Source organism: Clostridium boliviensis (assembly GCF_033342255.1).
GTDB classification, from domain to species: domain Bacteria; phylum Bacillota; class Clostridia; order Lachnospirales; family Lachnospiraceae; genus Lacrimispora; species Lacrimispora boliviensis.
In genome coordinates this window covers 138,380-157,764 of record NZ_JAWONS010000099.1, presented here as the reverse complement: position 1 = coordinate 157,764, position 19,385 = coordinate 138,380, and the positions used below count along the sequence as shown (strand labels likewise).

Here is a 19,385-nt window from a genome sequence, read left to right as displayed (position 1 = left end):
TATTTACATGGGTTATCATCTTCCATTCTCCGCATACTAATTTGAAACAGGAGGTAAATCAGCATGATTCCGGATAAAATTTATTATGAACCAGATTCTCTTAACTATGAACTTGGCGGATTGTTAAAAGAGAAATATAAAGATATTCCATGGATACCCATAGAAAGCCATAACAAAATAGACGAGCTGCGCACACGCCCCAACAAGGATTTTCCCTCATTGAAGCGTTTGTTGGTAATAGGAGTCAGAAAAACGCATCACTATGTTCCCAACCACAAAGTATCTGACTTTCTTGTCCCTTATACTTCTTCAGGCTGCACCGCCATGTGCCACTACTGTTATCTGGTGTGCAACTATAACAAATGTGCTTATTTGCGCCTGTTTGTAAACCGGGAACAGATGTTGAATAAAATCATCACCCATCAGGGGAAATCAGTCCGGGATTATACTTATGAAATCGGAAGCAACAGCGATCTGGTCCTGGAAAACACCATTACCGGTAATTTATCATGGACCATTGAACAGTTTGGAAAAACAAATAAAGGCTTTTTAACATTTCCAACCAAATTTAATCAGGTGGATCCTCTCTTGTCTCTCAACCACGGGGGGCGTATCATTATGCGCATGAGCGTAAATCCACAATCCATAATAACCAGATTTGAACCAGGTACTTCCGGATTAAACGCCAGAATTACCGCGTTAAACAAGATGTGTGATGCCGGTTACCGGGTGGGAATTCTTATCGCACCTGTAATATTAACGGAAGACTGGAAGCAGCTTTATTCTGAACTGATTTCAATACTATCCATGCAGCTAAGTGAAAAAGTGAAAAGAACTGCCCTGATTGAAGTTATTTTTATGACCTACAGCTATGTCCATAATGCCATAAACAGCGAGGCATTTCCGGATGCGGACCAGTTGTATGACAAAGAACTGATGACTGGAAGAGGCAGGGGAAAATACTGTTACAAAAATGATTTAAGAGAAGAAGGTGAACTGTATTTAAGACAGCAGCTGAATGAGAAATTAAAAGAGATGACCATTTTGTATATAGTCTGAAAACAGAAATCTTACTGCTTTTTTTGCAATGCAGTATAAGATGTGATATAATGATTTCGTTTTTATTCTAAAGATAAAAGAAGGAAGATAACCATGCATAACGATTTGTTCTCTATCGGCAGCTTAACGGTCCACGGATATGGTCTGATGATTGGAATTGGAATTGCTGCCGCATATTTTACTGCCGAATACCGTGCCAAAAAGGCAGGACTTGAACCGGATCATTTATTCTATCTGCTTATTTTAGGAGCCGGAGGCGGTCTGGTCTGCGCCAAACTGCTTTATTATATCACTATCTTTGACGATATCAGAAGAAACCCCAGACTTTTACTTGATATCTCCGCCGGATTTGTGGTATATGGAGGAATTATTGGTGGAATTGCCGCCGGATTTGTTTACTGCAGGATTAAAAAAATCAGTGCAATCCGCTATCTGGATCTGGTAGTCCCATCCATTGCCCTTGCACAGGGCTTTGGCCGAATCGGCTGTCTCCTTGCCGGATGCTGTTATGGACGGGAAACCTCCGGTCCATTCTCCATTACTTTCAGCCGATCCCAGTTTGCTCCTAATGGAATCCCCCTGCTTCCTACGCAGATTGTATCCAGTGTCTTTGATTTCGTCAACTTCTTCGTTCTTCTGATTCTGGCACGGAAGAATCCGCCTGCAGGAAGAATCAGTGCTTTCTATCTGATCTTTTACAGCCTGGGTCGGTTTGTTATTGAATTTTACAGAGGCGATTTAATAAGAGGATCTGTGGGAAGCTTATCCACCTCCCAGTTCATCTCGCTGTTTGTAGCTTTTGCAGGGTTCATTCTTTTATGGAAATCAGGAAAGAAAAAGAACGAACTCCAATAATTTATCCATTGGCCCGTTTAAAGGTCTAAGTCGTTTCCCTCTCTATGAGCGAAGCTTCAAATACCTTATGAAACGGGCTGTTTTTTTTATCCGGTTCCGATTCAATATCAGAGATAATCATCTTTGTCACCTCTTCTCCCATCTCTTTTGCCGGAACCTCCATGGAAATCATTGCAGTCTCTAGCATCCCTCCGATGGAGTGTCCGGTCAGACTGATGACCTTGATCTCCTCAGGAACTTTTATTCCCCGCTCCTTTAACGCTCTGATCGCGCCAAGCCCCTGCATATCCACAGCTACCATAAGACCGTCCAGTTCATCCCCATTCTCTATCAGCTCCAGGATTCCATTATAACCACCTTTAAAATAATCTCTTTGCGAGTACGCAGTACAAGCAACATATTCTTCTGCAGAAAGCTCCCGAATGGCTTTTCGGTATCCCTTGTACCGCTCTTTATAAGGGATTATTTCCATTGATCCATTAATAAACCCAATATGCCTGCACCCCTTACCATACAGGTATTTAACCGCTTCATAACCGCAGGCATAATAATCTGCCACAACACTGCTGAGTAAGCTGTCCTGATTTCTTACTATCTGCATCACAGAAATTCCGCTGCTTTTTATATCTCTCAAAAGCCTGCCGTTCTGTCCGGTTGCAGCAATTAATATTCCGTCTACCAGCCCGTTTCTCAGTCTGCTTAAGCATTCTTCTTCCGCATCCTGCTTATCTTTTGTGTTGCATATAATGATGCTGTACCCCATTTTTCTTGCCTGCATTTCTATACCCTGTACCATTTCACCAAATATGGAAAAATTGATTTCAGGGATAACAACACCTATCGTATGTCTTTTTCCCTGCCTCAGCCCCTTTGCCAGTAGATTAGGTTTATAGCTTAACTGTTCTACTGCAGCATAAATTTTTTTCTTCGTCTCGGGGTGTACGTATGAAGTATTGTTCAGAGCTCTTGATACCGTGCTTACGTCTACATTTGCCAGCCTTGCTACATCTTTTAATGTTGCCAATAAATCATCTTCTTTCCATATATAATCAATTGCCTTCTATTCTTTTATACCACACAGAAGATTCCTGTCAACCAGTCAGATTGTTTTGTAATAAAAAGTCCTCAGAGGCAATACTGCCCTCTGAAGACTTTTAAAATGATTCTACAAATCATGTAAATAATTTCATAATGGAATCAGCGAACTTTGGAATGACTGTTTTAAGAGCTGAAACAGTCAGAACCAGACAAAACAGATAGCTGATTATCATGCATATCCCTAATATTTTTGGTTGCTTTACCCCTTTATTCACATCCTTATTCCAGATCAGCATACATACAAAGAATCCTGATACCGGAGTCGCCACAGCTGTCATGATATTGGCAAATAAAATCAGCTGAGTCGGTGATCCATTATAAGAAAAGCAAATAACCGCAGCAATTGCAAGTACAACCATAGAACCAATTTTTATACTTTTGTGATCCAGATTCGTCGGTTTATCAAAACCTGCATTCAGTAAAACAACTGTACGGTGGGTGTTTCCCAGTAGTGAGGAAAATGCCGCCGCAAGAAGTGCAATCCCCATGACTGTATAAGCTGCTTTACCCAGAAGCGGTACCATCATCTCTCCTAATTCAGCCGGATTTTTAATTATAATTCCTGCCGGATGCAGTACAATTACACCAACCAGCATAACAGCTCCGCTTATAAGGATAACCCCTGCAATATGAGTAATTGAATCAACCATCATAGCGCCATTAAACAAATCCTCTTTGTCCCATTTCTTTTCTTTCCCAAGATACGTTCCATATAAACCTGTGGTAACAGATGCACTGGTGCTGATAAACCCCAGAGCAGCTGCAAGGCTGCCTGCTGGAAATGACCAATGAATAAGTCCGCTCCCAAACTCTCCCCAGGATGGTCCTCCTGCAGTTACCAGCGTTGCATAGTAAGCAATTATCATACCGATAATACAGATGGTAATGCCTTTTTCCACTTTGGAATAAACGCCTTTTGTCAGGTAACAGAATATAGTGACAGTAATCATAATAATTGCACCTAATTTCCAGTTTATACCAAAAATCAGATTCATGCCTGATCCTGACCCTGATATATTTCCCATTGTGAAAAACATACATGATAAAAAGGACGCGACTCCTACAAAGGCTGCTGCCCCTCCTCCGTAGTAATGCCGGATCGCATGGATAATTGGCTTTCCGGTAAGCAATGCAATCCGATAGTTGGTAAGTAAAAAAGTAACCCCCATAAACAGAATGGGAATAAACAGCCATATTATCCCATAACCATATCTTGCCCCCAGCATAGCTGCAGTTGTAATGGCACCCGGACCTAATACAATTCCCGTAAGAACCAGTCCCGGACCGATTCTTTTCACTAACTTAAGAAATGGCAGAGTTTCTACTGCTGAGCTGTCAAACGCTGCATCTGATGATCCTGCTGCTGTACCAATCGTTTCTCCCATAAACTGACCTCCACTTTAAGAGGTTCCGTTTAATATCCCCTCTTATAAACGGAACCAAAACAGTCACCTTCTCCGAGTCAACTCTTTACAGAGTTATTTTAGATGTATAGCCGCTTCCTTTCAAACCCTCTGACACCTGTTCCTTCTCTTCTTTTGTTAATGGAAGCACCGGCCGGCGCATAAGTGCGGAAGAAAAGATGCCTCTCTGGAAAAGTGCTTCTTTCATTCTGGCGTGAGCTTCTCCTGAAGGCTGCCCTCCGCCGTAAATTGCTCTGGAGATAGGGAATATCTTGTTATCATATTCATGGATTTTTTTGAAATCTCCTGCCTTATAAGCTTTGAATGCCTGGGTGATCAATTCCGGGATACATGCCGCAAAACCAATTAATGCGCCATCCATGCCTGGGAATGTCAAAGAAGACATAAGGCTTTCATCATGACAGGTAATAAGCGATACGTAAGGTGCTTCTCTGCGCAGAACACGGACATCGTTTTCATATAATGGCGTTACTCTGGTTCCCATCTTAATCGCCTTTACATGATCGATTTCTTTACACATCTTAACCAGCGTATCAACCGGATAGAATGCCTTGCTGATGGCTGGATATAAATGAATAATAATATCAATATCCGCACCGTCTGCCACGTCTTTTATGTAGTTAAAGGGTGCATCTGGATGCATTCCAAAACGCAGCCACATATGAGGAGGCATAAGCAGAATCCCGTCAGCACCTGCCTCTTTTACTTCCTTTGCCATCTCAATGGACTCAGCCGTATTCTCACAGTTAATTCCGGAAATGATGGTCAGTCTGTCTCCTACCTCATCGGCCACAATTTCCACAACTTTTTTTCTTTCCTGTCTGGTTAAGCCAGTGACCTCTCCAGTATGTCCATTGCACACAAGGCCCTCAATTTCATCAAAGCCGGCAAGCCAGCTGACATATTTTCTGAGTTCCCCCTCATTAATGCTGTAGTCATCGTTCATAGGTACGCAGATTGCAGGGAATATTGTTTTCCAATTTTTTACTTTTGACATTTTTGATCTCCTTTTGATGTAAGAATGTAATCGGTTCATTTTCACATGCATTGCGCGGTGCATATGGTTCCATTTTGCTGCCCAGGCGAGCATAATATACAATTAATTTTTAATACAAACGTTTGTATATTGTGAAATAGATTATATCACTCAAAAATATCATTGTAAATATAACTAATTATTCCTGCAAATTATTGCATATATTAGTGATTTTTCAGAAGAGACCATTATATTTTGGCAGTGGATAGTCCAGTTCATAACACCTGCATAAATCAATAAACTCCTGGAACGTTCTCGTTAAAAGCTTGTCTTTATGATGTACAATGTAGAAATATCTTTTGAATTCTATTCCTTCTATCTCCAGCAGATAAACCAGTTTTTTCTCCAGTGGACCGGATACCATGCGCCTTGGCACCACTGCAATGCCCAATCCATGAATTACTGCATTTACCAGTGCAGTTGTGCTCATTCCCTCCCATATTGGCTTAATGGAAATTTCCTCTTTAGCCATAACCTCTTCAAACACCTCCCTGGTTCCGCTCCCATGTTCACGCAAAAGAAATTTCTGGCCGCTTAACTCCTCTTTTTTTAATATCTGGCCTGGGTAATAGGGTGGACGAGCCGGGGCGATCACAGCAAGTGAGTCCTCCATATATGGCTCCTCAACCAAAGGATTTTCGCGGACCGGACGTTCCACCAGCGCAAAATCCAGTTCATTGTTTAAAATCTTCTGCTCCAACTGATGGGATGTTCCTATAAATACCTGTACTTCGGCTTCCGGATACATGACAGAAAATGCTTCCACATAGCTAGGCATAAATTGAGAACCAATCGTAATGCTTGCACCTATGCGTAAAACCCCGATAGTATCCCAGTTTCTGATCCCTTTTTCCATATCATCAAGCAAAGCAAATATACGCTGGGCATATTCTAAAAACTGTCTTCCCGCCTCAGTCAGATACAGCCTTCTGGATATGCGGTCAAATAAAATTATTCCATAATACTTTTCCAGCTCCTGGATTGCCACAGAAACTGACGGTTGTGTCATATACAATTTTTTTGCTGCTCTGGTTATACTGTTATTGCATTCACATACGGTCAGGAATATGCGAAGGTGTCGAATGGACATGAATATACCTCCTATACATCATAGTTATTTTCATATGTTTTTGATAAAATTATACTATTTTAATTATAAACAAGCAAGTGCTATACTTGTAACAGATAAATTTCCACTTGTTATCAACTCCTATGTGCACGGAAAGGAATATTTATGAAATATTTAATTAAGACAGGAAAACTTTATCAGATCGACAACGGAAGACCCGGCGCAAAGCTGGCCTGCTTAAAACCACCGTATTATCCTGTAAAGAAAACCATTCTTTCCCCTGACGGCAGAATTAAATTATATGCAGATATTAAAAGCTGTAAGGGCAGCGAAAGAATCCGGGATCAGCTCTATATCCTTTCTGATTCCCTGAACCAGACCATTTTATCCGGCAGCCCTGTGTACAACAGAGAATTATTATTACTGGGCGGGATAGCGGCTAATCAAATCAAACTCACCATGGACCACAGACCTTATAATCTATACATGAAGAGCTGTCAGGAATACTGCATCATGGATGAAAACAGCTGCGTAGCGGCCAGACTGGAGCACAACCCAAAGGGCGGCGGGTGGCTTGTGGAATCAGACCCGGTATTTACTCCATTTATTTTAATGGGAATATTTATTTTTTGCAGATACCTAGATAAAAACAATGAATTTCTGACAGAATTGGAGAATCACTCAGATGAATAAAAAAAAATTGTGTAAAATATTCTTATCCACGTTATATTTAAGTGCCTTTACCTTTGGAGGCGGCTATGTAATTGTCTCGCTGCTGAAGAAGAAATTTGTTGATGAGCTTCACTGGATCGACCAGCAGGAGATGCTTGACCTGGTAGCCATTGCACAGTCTGCCCCCGGAGCAATTGCTGTCAACGGCGCTGTAGTGGTTGGTTATAAACTGGCTGGGATCCCTGGTATCCTCTGCGCAGTTGCCGGAGCCGTGATCCCGCCATTTGTTCTTTTAACCGTTATTTCGTTTTTTTACAATTCATTTAAAGAAAACCTTTTAATACAGGCAATGTTAAACGGAATGAAAGCAGGAGTTGGTGCTGTTATTCTATCCGTCGTATACGATATGGGGAGCGATGTGGTAAAAGAGAAAGATCCTATGCTTCTGTTCCTGATGGCTGCCTCATTTATTGCCGCTTATTTTTATCATGTCAATGTTATTTTCATTATTCTGGCTGCCGCACTGGCAGGCATATGCAAAACAATCGTACGAAAATTTAGAAGAGGGGCAAGATTATGATTTTTATCAAACTATTCTGGGCATTTTTTAATATCGGAGCGTTCAGCTTCGGAGGCGGCTATGCTGCCATGCCGTTAATTAAGCAACAGATCATCGTCCAAAATCAGTGGCTTACATTCAATGATTTCACGGATTTAATTACCATATCCCAGATGACACCCGGACCCATTGCCATTAATTCTGCGACCTTTGTTGGAAACCAGATTGCCGGAATACCCGGGGCTTTTTTTGCAACTTTAGGCTGTCTTCTTCCCTCCTGTTTGTTTGTCACCGTCTTATCCTGGGCGTATAACCGGTACCGGAATTTAAGTCTTATGCAGGATATTCTGGGAAGTCTGCGCCCTGCCGTGGTATCCATGATCGCAGTTGCCGGAATTGATATTCTTCTTCCTGCAATTTTTCCTTCCGGCTCCATCGCATTTTTGACAGGTCAATGGAAACTTCGCCCAGTGATCTATTTTGTAGTTGCCATTTTTCTTCTCCGTAAAAGGAAAGATCCCATTATAGTAATGGTTCTGTGTGGTATTGCTGAAATGGCAGTTCAGCTTGTCATGCCTGGTGTATGAAGTCTTTTTTCTTATTTTACACGTTCAAATTATGTATTTAAACGTTATAATTAACTTAATGTTCAAATCCTTCATAATTACAGTAACTATTTTTTTAGATATTCTATTATCAAATTGTCGCATTATGTCGAATAATAGTTGATGGTCAGAGATTTTTCACTATTTATTAATTTGAGGGAGCATTAAGATGAAAAACAAGAAAATATTTAATTTTAATGATATGAAGCTTGCGGCTAAGACTTCCTTAACCACAGCTGTCATACTGATGATGAGTTTAACCCTATTAATTACTATCTCCGCAATACTTGCCAGCAATGCAATATCCAAAGCGATCAATGGCGAATTTACAGGAATTGCTGCTCAGAATGGTCTCATGGTTCAATCAATTATCAATGATGCATCTGGTACTGCCAAGGATCTGCAGGATTACTTAAACCGCGCATATAACACGGAAGAAGCTGCCGGTGACTGGAAAAACATCAACAGGAGAAGTAAGCTGTACAATGCACAGCTGAAAGAAGTCAATTACGAAATCGAGAACTATATTACGAATTCAGCCTGGGCGGCGGTAAACAACAATGATTCCTTATATGGAGTGGGCGCGTTTTTTGAGCCTGGACAGTTCGATCCGGCAGTCAAAGATTATTCTGTATATGTTGACCGTGATAATGCCAAAAACAATACAGCCCAGTCTCTTGGTGCTTACAGTGAATACTCCAATCAGGATTATTACCGTGTTGCAAAAGAAACGAAAGCCCCTTATATGACAGATCCCTTCGATTACAAGGGTACTATGATGAGTACCATTGCATTTCCAATCAATCATGGTGACAAAGTGATCGGCGTGATTCTGGCAGATATCAATGTCTCCAATTTTAACAGAATTAAAACTTCTGATGCAAAATATCCCACCATGTATGTGGATATCTATACACAGGGAAATATGATCGCTTACGATAGTAAATCAAGTGATAATATAGCCAAAAATCTGGTAGACTTAATACCTTCCTCAGAATATGCTAAGATCGTAAAGATGCAGGAAGCTAAAAAGGAATTCCACGTTACAATGAAAAAAGGGGATGGTACATACGTAATCAGCCATTTCTACCCCATCACCTGCGGAACACAGACATGGTGGGCTTCCAGCAGCCTTGACAGAAGTGATCTGAATAAGGATGTGGTAAGAAGCGTGATTGTTATGATCGTGCTGGCCGTTTTATCCCTTATTTTTATTAATACTGTAATTTCTGTATTTTTACGCCGGACATTAAAGCCAATTGATGGGGTAGTCACTGCAGCACAGAATATTGCAGCAGGGAACTTAGAGGTTGATCTGACAGTAAAGAGCAATGATGAAATCGGACTGCTTTCAAAAGCGTTCCTCCATATGGCAGAAAACTTAAAGCTCATTATACAGGACATTAATAATCTGCTTGGAGAGATGAGCCAGGGCAACTTTAAAGCCGTTTCCGGCTGCCAGGATCAATATACCGGCGAATACCACTATATTTATGAGGCAATGCGCAGCATCCGCATGAATCTAAGCAGCACACTTCTGGAGATTGATGAGGCCTCCGAACAGGTTTCCACTGGCGCTTCCCAGGTGGCAGATGCTTCTCAGGCACTGAGCCAGGGAGCGACTGAGCAGGCCTCTTCCATAGAGGAACTGTCTGCGACAATTACGGAAATCTCCCAACGCGTAAAACAAAACGCAGCAAATGCAGCTGAGGCAAACACCCTTTCACAGGAAGCGGGGAAAGGAATTTCCGAAAGCAACCAGAAAATGAGCGAAATGACGGAAGCGATGAATGAAATTGCCAATACCTCCAATGAAATCGGCAAAATCATTAAAACCATTGATGATATTGCGTTTCAGACGAATATTCTTGCACTCAACGCGGCAGTGGAAGCAGCAAGGGCCGGATCTGCAGGCAAGGGATTTGCTGTAGTTGCTGATGAAGTACGAAACCTGGCAGGCAAATCAGCAGAAGCGGCTAGAAATACCACCTCTCTGATTGAAAATGCCATCTCCGCAATTGGCACCGGAACAAAAATTGCCGATGAAACTGCCAGGGCACTTGGTATGGTAGTTCAGAAATCACAGATTTCCACCGGTAAAATCGCGGAAATAGCGGAAGCCTCCAACGTGCAGGCTGATGCCATTACACAGATCACAACCGGAATTGACCAGATCTCTGCTGTTGTTCAGACGACCTCCGCAACTTCGGAAGAAAGTGCTGCTACCTCAGAAGAACTGTCTGCACAGGCGATGAATTTGAAATCTCTGGTAGGAAAATTCCAGCTGGTAACTGATCAGGATAAGCAATAGCATTGATATTCTTTACTTTTATAATCTGTTATGATAAAGTATTTCTTATCTGTAAATCTAAATATACGAACGTAGAATCAGAAAACGTAGAATCAGAATAGGAGAATATTATGCTGACGGATGATTATGCTACCCGGATCAACAACGGAATGGTAAGTACGCTGTTAAAGCTGATTTTTAACATAGAGCTGGGGAAAAATGACGACAGGGCTTTCAAAAGTCTGGAGATGAAAGAAAAATTTGAGGAACTGAAAAAGCTGATTGAGAACGGATCCATTAATGACGCAGAAAATACTCTGTTAGAGGAGCTGGAACCGGAGAATATGGAATACTTAAAGCTGGCTTTGATGTTCTATTACACGTTAAATGATAAGGATAGCGACTTTTTAGACAACCATGATTTTTCCAAATCTGAGATATCAGACGGACTCCGCTATGTAGCAGGTCTCTATGGATATGAAAGCATGGCAGAAGCAATGCTTGGAGACAGTGATATGTAACTGCAAAGCCCCCGATGTACATTTTGATGCATATCGGGGGCTTACAATTTTATCTGGACAAATGTCCGTTTAATTTTTCTACCAGCTCCTCAACAGGAACTCCGTGTACCATACAGGCTTCTCCCAGGCTTTCCATCGTGGAGGAAGGACAGCCGAGGCAATGCATTCCCATTTCAAAAAAGTAAGATGCTGTGGTACTGTCTGCTTCTAAGATTTCTCCGATTAATGTTTCCTTTGTCACTGTAAGATTCATTTAAATTACCTCTCTTCTGATATTGTTTTTCTTTGGCTCAATCGTTTCAAAGAGCCGCCCTGCTCCTTCACTTTGCAGAAGTACCTGCTCCATCCGGGGCAGCGCAATTCCTACGGTTTCTCTTATTACATCTTCAATGGTTTCTACCGTGATGATGGTAAGTCCCTCTTTTGTTTCTTCCGGCACCTCCTTTAAATCAATCACATTATCCTGAGGAATCAGAACTTTCTTAATTCCGGCTCTCTGGGCTCCTAAAAGCTTTTCTTTCAGTCCGCCGATTGGTAATACCGCTCCTCTTAAGGTAATTTCACCAGTCATTGCAAGTCTGGAGTCTACTTTAGCACCTGTGACTAAAGATGCCAGTGCGGTAAAGAGTGCAATTCCTGCGGAAGGACCGTCCTTTGGCACTGCTCCTGACGGAACATGAATATGAAGGTCTCTTTCTTTAAAATTAAAGGTACTCATAGGCAGTCTGGACTTTAACAGGCTTAAGGAAATTCTGGCGGATTCCTTCATCACATCTCCCAGCTTTCCGGTTAATATGATGTTGCCGCTTCCCGGCATATCCGCCGCTTCGATGAATAAAATCTCCCCTCCTACCGGTGTCCAGGCAAGTCCTGTTACCACGCCAGGCGGGTTATCCTGCTGAGCTTTCTCATGCCGGGATACTTTTCTGCCAAGGAGTTCTTCCAGATCTTTGGTCTTTATATCAACTGGTGTCTCTGCCTTTTTGGAAACAATTTTTTCTGCAGCAGTTCTTGCAAGAGATGACAGCTGCTTTTTGAGGCCCCTGACTCCGGCTTCCATAGTATAATCGTTTATGACTGCTCTGAGCACCTCATCTGCAATCACAAGATCTTTAAAAGTCAGACCATGCTCTTTTAATACTTCCGGAATCAGATGGTCTTTTCCAATATGAAACTTTTCATCTGCCGTATAGCTGGTGATACTGATGACTTCCATTCTGTCAAGCAGCGGTCCCGGTATGGTCTCTAAGGAGTTTGCCGTAGCAATGAAAAACACGTCGGATAAATCGTAGGGCACATCCAGATAATGATCCGTAAATGTGTTATTCTGTTCCGGATCAAGTACTTCTAAAAGTGCACTGGCAGGATCTCCGCTGTATCCTCCTGCCATCAGTTTATCCACTTCATCCAGTACCATTACCGGATTGGTAGATCCGGCTTTTTTCATGCTTTGAATGATTCTTCCAGGCATAGCCCCCACATAAGTTCTCCGGTGTCCTCTGATCTCTGATTCATCCCTGACTCCGCCAAGGCTTAATCGTGCATAAGGTCTGTCAAGAGCCTCTGCAATGCTTTTGCCAAGACTGGTTTTACCTGTTCCGGGAGGACCTACGAGTAATAATATGGAGCCTTTCTTTTCTTTGTTCAGCTCCATAACAGCCAGATGCTGTATGATTCTGTCCTTTACTTTATCAAGGCCGTAATGCCTTTCATTCAGTATTTTTCTTGCCCCATCTAAATCCACGGATTTGGCAGGCTGCTTTTTCCATGGCAGTTTAACCAGTAAATCCAGATAATTGCGCATCACCTTATAATCCGGCTGGTTAGGTCCCTGCTCTTCCATCTTTTCATATTCTTCCAGGGCTGATTCCTTTATATCATCCGGCATACCGGCTTCCTCAATCCTGGTGCGGAAGTCGTTCTCTTTCTTACCGTCTTCCTTTCCCTCGTTTAATTCCTCCTGAATCGCTTTTAACTGCTCTCTTAAAACTGCTTCCCGGTAGTTTTTATTAGCTCTTTCAGAGAACTTCTCAGTTACCTGCATCTGCAGCTCGATCATTTCCTTCTGCTTCAGCATATGATCCATGAAACGGAGGCTTCTTTCCTTTAAAGACTGGATCTCTAACAGCTGATAACGTTCCTCCGGAGATATCTGTATAAACTGGGATAAATACATGATAAGTCTATTGATATCATGAAATCCGTTAACGATTCTCTGATACTGTTCACCACCTGTAAATTTACTGCTGATATCATTGCTGACTTTTTTAATGTATCCTAGCATCTCCTTAAGGCTTGACTCATCTAAATCTGCAAAATCCGGTGTCTCTTCAAATGATGCATAGAAAACACCTTTCTCTTCACTGATTTGATTTACCAGGATTCTGCCGCCAAGTTCTACCGACAGGCGGACCCCTTTTTCAGTCTGCTCCACTGAGTTTATAGAGAAAGTTACACCGATCCGGTGAAAATCTTCTTCCAGCCTTTCCCTTATCGTGGAGTCCTGTTTCAGCGGAAGGGCAATCTTTACGATTTCTTCCTCTGACAGACTCCTGATCTGACTTTCATTTAAATGTTCCAGATGTATTATTGTCGCGACACCAGGCAATAAAACTTTATTAAAAACCGGAACAATTATACCAAGTTGATTATCATTATAATTTTTCATAGTTTTATCCTTTCTGTGCGTTTTTTAAGTGAATGTTCATTTAACAATCATTTTTTTATTTGCGAGATACCTTTTACCACATCAGTAAAAGAATCCCGCATATCATTCTCACATCATAATTGCATTTTGTATCATTACAATCAGCTCTGTGAGTAAATCTTCTTTCTGGGCTGCATTCTTCCGGTTATCAACAGCGATCGCCTTCACCGGCTGGAAAATAATTGCCAGTAAATTATCATCCTTGTAATCTCTTAAGATATGATTCTGTTTCATCTCAGCCATCATATGATAAATCTTGCAGATTCCCTGTTTACCAGAACAGCTGTTTGCTAAAGACGGGCAGTTGGAAAACTGTTCCACAAAACTGAAAATTTCCTTATTCTCCAAAATGTAGTTATAATAGCTTCGGATGAGTAACTCAATCTGCCTGCGGCCTTCCATCTCCTGCTTCATGCTGTCTAATAAGTAGTCGTAAATCTCTTCTGAATATTCCAGGTAAATGTCATGCAGCATCACATCCTTATTCTCATAATAGATGTAGACCGTTGCCGGCGAAACCCCTGCCAATCTGGCGATTTTAGAGACAGAAGTGCCATGAAACCCCTCCTGCAGGATCAGTTTTATTACTGCTTCCTTGATATTCTTCACCTTTTCGTCGTCTTTTCTTCTCATTCCATCACCTCTATGGTTCTATAATAAACGATCATTCACTTATTGTCAATCATTTTTTTCATTCCTGAAATACCGGACTCTCTTTTCCTGAACTGCAGCGGTGTGATGTTATATCGTTTCTTAAATGACTCAATCAATGCCGTAAAGCCGGTAGATGAACTCAACATTACATTCTGCCAGTACCTCAGCCATAACAGGTGCCTGATCTTTCAGAAAATCTCCCACTGCAGTCATAAGAAACACTGGTGGAAATTTTGATGTTACATAGTGATCCACACTGATATTTTCAAGCTCTTTGGGCGTTCCTCCCATGGGAAGAAAATCTCTCATCAGAGACTGGGTGTTATCACCGGTATCCTGGCTGTCTTCCATATGAAATGCGCCGCAGTTTAATGCAATTGCCTTTGGCACAAAACCGTCTGATACCTGAAACGAATATCGTGCTGCATAGGCGGGGTTGGTGCAGATTGCCGTATACAGCCCCAGAATATGTGCTCCTGCGGAATCACCCACTGCAAAAATATGATTCCTGTCAAAGCCATAGGTTTCCGAATGTTCCAGTACCCAGGAAAACACCAGATTTGTATCTTCTATGGAAGCCGGAAATTTATGTTCCGGAGCCAGCCGGTAAGTAAAGTTAACCACTGCAAACCCGCGCTCTGCCAGATCCATACAGTAAAACTGGTAAGTTTCTTTATCTCCATATACCCAGCCTCCGCCGTGTACGCTGACGATTACTGGAAGTTTCTTATCTTCTGCAGCCTTTGGCCGGTATACATCCAGAACCTGCCACTTTGTATCAGTCCCATACACAATATCATCGTATCGTTGTATGGTGTCAGGCGTTTTTAAGCCCGCATCCCGTTTTTGATCTCCCTCCCGGAATGTCTTACGTATCATATCACTTGTCTCTGACATATCATTCACCCACTTTTCTATTAATATCTCGTTTATTCTCAAGATCGTTCTGTATCTGGACAATATATCGGTCTATATTCATCATAATACAAAGAATAAGACAAATTGCTGAAATAATTGCACCATTATAACCAAATCCAAAACGAATCATATTAACCGCTGAAGCAGATTGAACTGCGGCGGTTCCATTATAACCGCCCAATGCAATGATCCAGGTGCAGACAGCCGCTCCAACCCCGATGCCTACCTTCATGCCAAAGGAGGTACAGCTGTTGACAAGTCCCTCGGAGCGTACCCCGGTCTTCCACTCACCATAGTCGACTACATCGGCAGTCATTGCAAAGAGTCCTGACATAATAGGCCCCATGCCAAAGCCTTTTACTGCCACACCAATCATAACAACTGTCACATTCGATCCTGCCGCTCCAATAATTATATAACCAATGATCATGAGAACAGCACCTGATATCATCAGCTTCCATTTTCCATATTTCTTAACCAATTGTGGCATAATCAGATTTACAATCATGGCAGGAATTGTGGAAGCTATGCTGATCAGAGTAATCATCCCAATATTTCCAAGTACAATATTACAGAAATAAAATGTTGTGGAACCCGTACTGGCAATTGCAATATATAAGAAAAGGAAAAGCAGGCTCTGGATATAAAAATATCTGTTCTTCAACAAAGCGGGAAGAGCCAGATTAAGAGGAACTTTTTCTACTTTCACCGTTCCGGTTTCTTCGTCTTCATCAAGATGTTCCTTCACTCCCCAGAAGCAGATAAGAAGTAAAACCATAATTATAATACCATAAACTGCAGATAAAGCAAACCAGCCCACAGTCGCCAGAAAACCAGCAGTTACCGCATTAATTATGAGAGTGGTGATCTGAGTCATGACAAAGCGGATAGATGCAGCAGAGGCTCGGTCATTGACATTCAGTGTCATACGGGACAGAAGTGCATTATAGGGCAGATTGTTGGCTGTATACACAATACAGCTTTGAAATATGTAAGTCAGATAGATATACAGCAGCTTACCTCCACTGCTTAACCCGGCAGGCACATGAAACAGTAAAATCAGCGCCAATGCCATAAAAGGAGCCGTCCAAAGCAGCCAGGGTCTGGCCTTTCCCCACCTTGTGCTGGTTCTGTCTACGACGATTCCCATGAAAATATCGGTTATTCCGTCAAAAATTCGTGTCAGCAGCATCATAGTTCCCACAGCTGCAGCTGCAATTCCCACCGTATCTGTATAGTATGCAGTTAAAAAGGTGGAGCACATTGCAACCGCTACATTGGCACTGCAGTCACCCAGGCCATAGGAAACTTTCTCTTTCATAGTCAGCTGCTTGATTTTTCTGTTTTCCATAAGCACCTCCCAATTAAATGTTTTTTCCGTTTTTTATCCGGTATGACCTAAGTATAGCAGATGCTTTCCTGAGATTCTTTCTGTTTTTTAACTCGTTTTATCCATTTTTTAGACTGGAAGAACCCAGAACTTCTGTGACATTATTACTGAACTGCAATAATAAAAAGACTATCATTAAAAAAAACGGAGGAATATACCATGATATGGAGTCAACTGATCGGTACTGTAATCGGCGGTTTTGCCGGATATCTTTATTATAAAAAAATAGGCTGCCCCAGTGGGGCATGTCCCATCACCTCCAACCGCTATCTAACGATTCTATATGGAGCGGCAATGGGATTGATGATTGGGGGATATTGGAGATAAACAAAAGGCGGGACATTGTCCCGCCTTTTACCATAATATACCTTCTATTTATCCTCACCGCCTATTTCCGCAGCCCTGTATATTTTTCTATTTGGATTTTCAGGAAACCAGCCCTTTTCCACCCGTTTCTTCTGCTCAAAAATCTCTTTTATACTCCACAATAGTGAACAGCCAAGTACTGCAGACAGTGACCGTTCCGTTGGGGAAGGTGACACAAGAGAGATTGCCATGCACAAAACTCCGAATATCAGAAATAGCGGCCATATTTTAACAGTGAAATAATACTCTGCCTTAATCACAACCGGATGCAAAAGCCCAATAATAAGAAACGTCCCTATTCCAATGATTATCCCATCATAATTCATTCTGTAATACCTCTTCTTTTTTGCATTTATAACATTGTATTAATAAGTTTTTTTGTTTATACTGATAAATTTACGAATGAAACTTGCACTTAACCATAATCTAACGTATGCTCTTATCATATCATTCATTATTTGGAGAAACGAGGTTTCCTGTATGAAAATAAGCAAATTTGGCGGATTGATTGCAGCAGCCAGCAAAAAGGCGGCTCTTCCAATGCTGAAAGTCGGATCAATTACGATTATCAAACGAATTGTTATTTCCTTTCAGCAGGCAGGCATTTTCCCTATTGTCGTCATTACCGGAGCAGACGAAGATGAAGTAAAATATCAGCTGAGCAATTATGGGGTCATCTTCCTTCCCTATGAGCAGACGGAACAGCTTGAGATGCTGGACTGCATTAAGCATGGACTGCGGTATCTGCAGGGAAAGTGTGAGCGGGTTGCTTTTACTCCTGTAAATGTCCCCATGTTTACGCCTGATACACTGATTCGTCTGAAAAATACCAATGCCGATATCGTAATCCCAGCCTTTCAAGGTCAGGGTGGTCACCCGGTGATACTGTCAGAACAGATCTTTCCTGAGATTCTAAACTATAACGGCACCGACGGTCTGCGCGGAGCGATTCGGTTATTAAAAGAGAACACTTTATGGCTGCCGGTTGAAGATACCGGTATTTTAACCAGTGTCCGTAATGTGGAGCAACTGCAGGAACAGCTGGCAGAGCATAATAATGCCATACTCCACCCGATGCTGCATATGAACATCGAAAGGGAAACTGCTTTTTTTAATGCTCGCCTCAAACTTCTTCTCTATCTGATTACCGATACGCATAATGTCCGAAAGGCATGCAATGCCATGTCACTCTCCTACGGGAAAGCATGGGACATGTTGAACCGGCTGGAAAATGAACTGGGTTATTCCGTGGTTTTGCGAAGGCAGGGAGGCAGACAGGGAGGCAACACCCTTCTGACGAAAGAGGGTTATACATTTTTGTCAACCTATCAGCAATTTGAAGAAGAGGTGTTTCACTTTACGCAAAGCCGCTTCCACGATTTATTTCTATCCTCTGACTTATTGTGACAGCATACCCAAGTTCATTCTTAAAAGAACTTGCAGACAAATGCCACTCCTTTTACAATAAAAATAGCAGTAATCTGTTGATTCGTTCAGAAAACTGCTTTCTTATGAAAGGAGTGGTTTTTTGTTGCACAATCAGCAAACTCTAAGCAGTCTGATCCTGGCCGCAGGTTTATCTTCCCGCATGGGAAATTTTAAGCCTCTGATGCCTTTCCGGGAAAAAACACTGATCGAAAACACCATAGACAGTGTACTCTCAGGCGGTGCACAGACAGCCGTAGTTGTAACCGGATTTAAGAGCGAAGAATTGGAAGATTTCTTAAAGAAATGCTATGGTAACCGAATTCTGTTGGTTAAAAACCAGCACTTTAAGGAAACTGACATGATGACATCCATTAAAACAGGCTGCTATGCTCTGCCGCCCTGTGATGCCTTTTTTCTGCTTCCCGGTGACATGCCGATGATATGCCCTTCCACATTTGAGAAATTAATAAAAGCCCGGTGCCCGGATATACCAGGTGTGGTAATACCCACATTAAACGGATACCGGAAACATCCTCCCTTAATCGATGGAAGGCTGATTGCGGATATTCTTTCTTTTCAGGGAAACGGTGGTCTCCGCCAGCTATGGAGGCAGCGTGAAGAACTGATTCACACGGTACCGGTGGATGATGAGGGAGTCACCATCGATTTGGATACCAGACAGGATTATCAGACCTGCAGACAAAATTATGAAATATCAGGAGGTAAACTTTAAG

Annotated in this window: 20 protein-coding genes; 10 read left to right on the top strand and 10 right to left on the bottom strand. The window is 41.9% G+C overall.

Features of this window, described 5'->3' with window-relative positions; all coding sequences use genetic code 11:
* The first annotated feature begins 63 nt into the window (after positions 1-63).
* Entirely contained in the window at positions 64-1,059 is a 996-nt protein-coding gene (locus tag RZO55_RS04350; protein WP_318063069.1) for an SPL family radical SAM protein, read from the top strand.
* Positions 1,060-1,152: 93 nt separating this feature from the next.
* A complete protein-coding gene (locus RZO55_RS04345; RefSeq protein ID WP_318063068.1) occupies positions 1,153-1,914 on the top strand; it encodes a prolipoprotein diacylglyceryl transferase in 762 nt (253 codons plus the stop codon).
* A gap of 25 nt (positions 1,915-1,939) precedes the next feature.
* Here RZO55_RS04345 and RZO55_RS04340 read toward each other — a convergent pair whose 3' ends face one another.
* The 4 genes from RZO55_RS04340 to RZO55_RS04325 form a co-directional block, all read right to left on the bottom strand.
* Entirely contained in the window at positions 1,940-2,938 is a 999-nt protein-coding gene (locus RZO55_RS04340; protein WP_318063067.1) for a LacI family DNA-binding transcriptional regulator, read from the bottom strand.
* 148 nt (positions 2,939-3,086) lie between these two features.
* Positions 3,087-4,397, bottom strand: coding sequence for an Nramp family divalent metal transporter (locus RZO55_RS04335; protein ID WP_318063066.1), 1,311 nt, complete (start codon positions 4,395-4,397; stop codon positions 3,087-3,089).
* An 85-nt stretch (positions 4,398-4,482) separates the two neighbouring features.
* On the bottom strand, positions 4,483-5,433 hold the full coding sequence (locus tag RZO55_RS04330; protein ID WP_318063065.1) for a dihydrodipicolinate synthase family protein: 951 nt from the start codon (positions 5,431-5,433) through the stop codon (positions 4,483-4,485).
* Between the two features lie 214 nt (positions 5,434-5,647).
* Positions 5,648-6,562 carry a LysR family transcriptional regulator gene (locus RZO55_RS04325; protein WP_318063063.1) on the bottom strand — a complete coding sequence of 305 codons (915 nt, stop codon included), beginning with the start codon at positions 6,560-6,562 and terminating at the stop codon, positions 5,648-5,650.
* 144 nt (positions 6,563-6,706) lie between these two features.
* Here RZO55_RS04325 and RZO55_RS04320 point away from each other — a divergent pair, with 144 nt between their 5' ends.
* From RZO55_RS04320 to RZO55_RS04300, 5 genes are all read left to right on the top strand, one after another.
* Positions 6,707-7,234, top strand: coding sequence for a hypothetical protein (locus RZO55_RS04320; RefSeq protein ID WP_318063062.1), 528 nt, complete (start codon positions 6,707-6,709; stop codon positions 7,232-7,234).
* A complete protein-coding gene (locus RZO55_RS04315) occupies positions 7,227-7,793 on the top strand; it encodes a chromate transporter (RefSeq protein WP_318063061.1) in 567 nt (188 codons plus the stop codon). The genes RZO55_RS04320 and RZO55_RS04315 overlap by 8 nt, the downstream gene beginning before the upstream one ends.
* Positions 7,790-8,359 carry a chromate transporter gene (locus tag RZO55_RS04310; RefSeq protein WP_318063060.1) on the top strand — a complete coding sequence of 190 codons (570 nt, stop codon included), beginning with the start codon at positions 7,790-7,792 and terminating at the stop codon, positions 8,357-8,359. Before RZO55_RS04315 ends, RZO55_RS04310 begins: the two co-directional genes overlap by 4 nt.
* Positions 8,360-8,546: 187 nt before the next feature.
* On the top strand, positions 8,547-10,688 hold the full coding sequence (locus RZO55_RS04305) for a methyl-accepting chemotaxis protein (protein WP_318063059.1): 2,142 nt from the start codon (positions 8,547-8,549) through the stop codon (positions 10,686-10,688).
* Between the two features lie 110 nt (positions 10,689-10,798).
* The gene (locus tag RZO55_RS04300; protein ID WP_318063058.1) at positions 10,799-11,188 is read left to right on the top strand and encodes a DUF6483 family protein; all 390 of its coding nucleotides are present in this window, start codon (positions 10,799-10,801) and stop codon (positions 11,186-11,188) included.
* 49 nt (positions 11,189-11,237) lie between these two features.
* Here RZO55_RS04300 and RZO55_RS04295 read toward each other — a convergent pair whose 3' ends face one another.
* From RZO55_RS04295 to RZO55_RS04275, 5 genes are all read right to left on the bottom strand, one after another.
* On the bottom strand, positions 11,238-11,441 hold the full coding sequence (locus RZO55_RS04295; RefSeq protein ID WP_318063057.1) for a DUF1858 domain-containing protein: 204 nt from the start codon (positions 11,439-11,441) through the stop codon (positions 11,238-11,240).
* Positions 11,442-13,856, bottom strand: a complete 2,415-nt coding sequence (gene lon, locus RZO55_RS04290) for an endopeptidase La (protein ID WP_318063056.1) — start codon at positions 13,854-13,856, stop codon at positions 11,442-11,444.
* A gap of 108 nt (positions 13,857-13,964) precedes the next feature.
* On the bottom strand, positions 13,965-14,528 hold the full coding sequence (locus tag RZO55_RS04285) for a TetR/AcrR family transcriptional regulator (RefSeq protein WP_318063055.1): 564 nt from the start codon (positions 14,526-14,528) through the stop codon (positions 13,965-13,967).
* Positions 14,529-14,657: 129 nt separating this feature from the next.
* Entirely contained in the window at positions 14,658-15,446 is a 789-nt protein-coding gene (locus RZO55_RS04280; protein ID WP_318063054.1) for an alpha/beta hydrolase, read from the bottom strand.
* Position 15,447: 1 nt separating this feature from the next.
* Positions 15,448-16,818 carry an MFS transporter gene (locus RZO55_RS04275; RefSeq protein ID WP_318063053.1) on the bottom strand — a complete coding sequence of 457 codons (1,371 nt, stop codon included), beginning with the start codon at positions 16,816-16,818 and terminating at the stop codon, positions 15,448-15,450.
* Between the two features lie 198 nt (positions 16,819-17,016).
* On the opposite strand from RZO55_RS04275, the gene RZO55_RS04270 reads away from it, so the two are divergent.
* Positions 17,017-17,184 carry a DUF6132 family protein gene (locus tag RZO55_RS04270; RefSeq protein WP_318063052.1) on the top strand — a complete coding sequence of 56 codons (168 nt, stop codon included), beginning with the start codon at positions 17,017-17,019 and terminating at the stop codon, positions 17,182-17,184.
* A 44-nt stretch (positions 17,185-17,228) separates the two neighbouring features.
* On the opposite strand, the gene RZO55_RS04265 is transcribed toward RZO55_RS04270, so the two are convergent.
* Complete coding sequence (locus RZO55_RS04265) at positions 17,229-17,549, bottom strand: DUF4491 family protein (protein WP_318063051.1); 321 nt, start codon at positions 17,547-17,549, stop codon at positions 17,229-17,231.
* 154 nt (positions 17,550-17,703) lie between these two features.
* Between RZO55_RS04265 and RZO55_RS04260 the strand changes: the two genes are divergently transcribed.
* Both RZO55_RS04260 and RZO55_RS04255 read left to right on the top strand, forming a co-directional pair.
* Positions 17,704-18,630: an NTP transferase domain-containing protein gene (locus tag RZO55_RS04260; protein WP_318063050.1), complete on the top strand. Its 927-nt coding sequence runs from the start codon at positions 17,704-17,706 to the stop codon at positions 18,628-18,630.
* 124 nt (positions 18,631-18,754) lie between these two features.
* Positions 18,755-19,384, top strand: coding sequence for a nucleotidyltransferase family protein (locus RZO55_RS04255; protein WP_318063049.1), 630 nt, complete (start codon positions 18,755-18,757; stop codon positions 19,382-19,384).
* The last annotated feature ends 1 nt before the right edge of the window (position 19,385 follow it).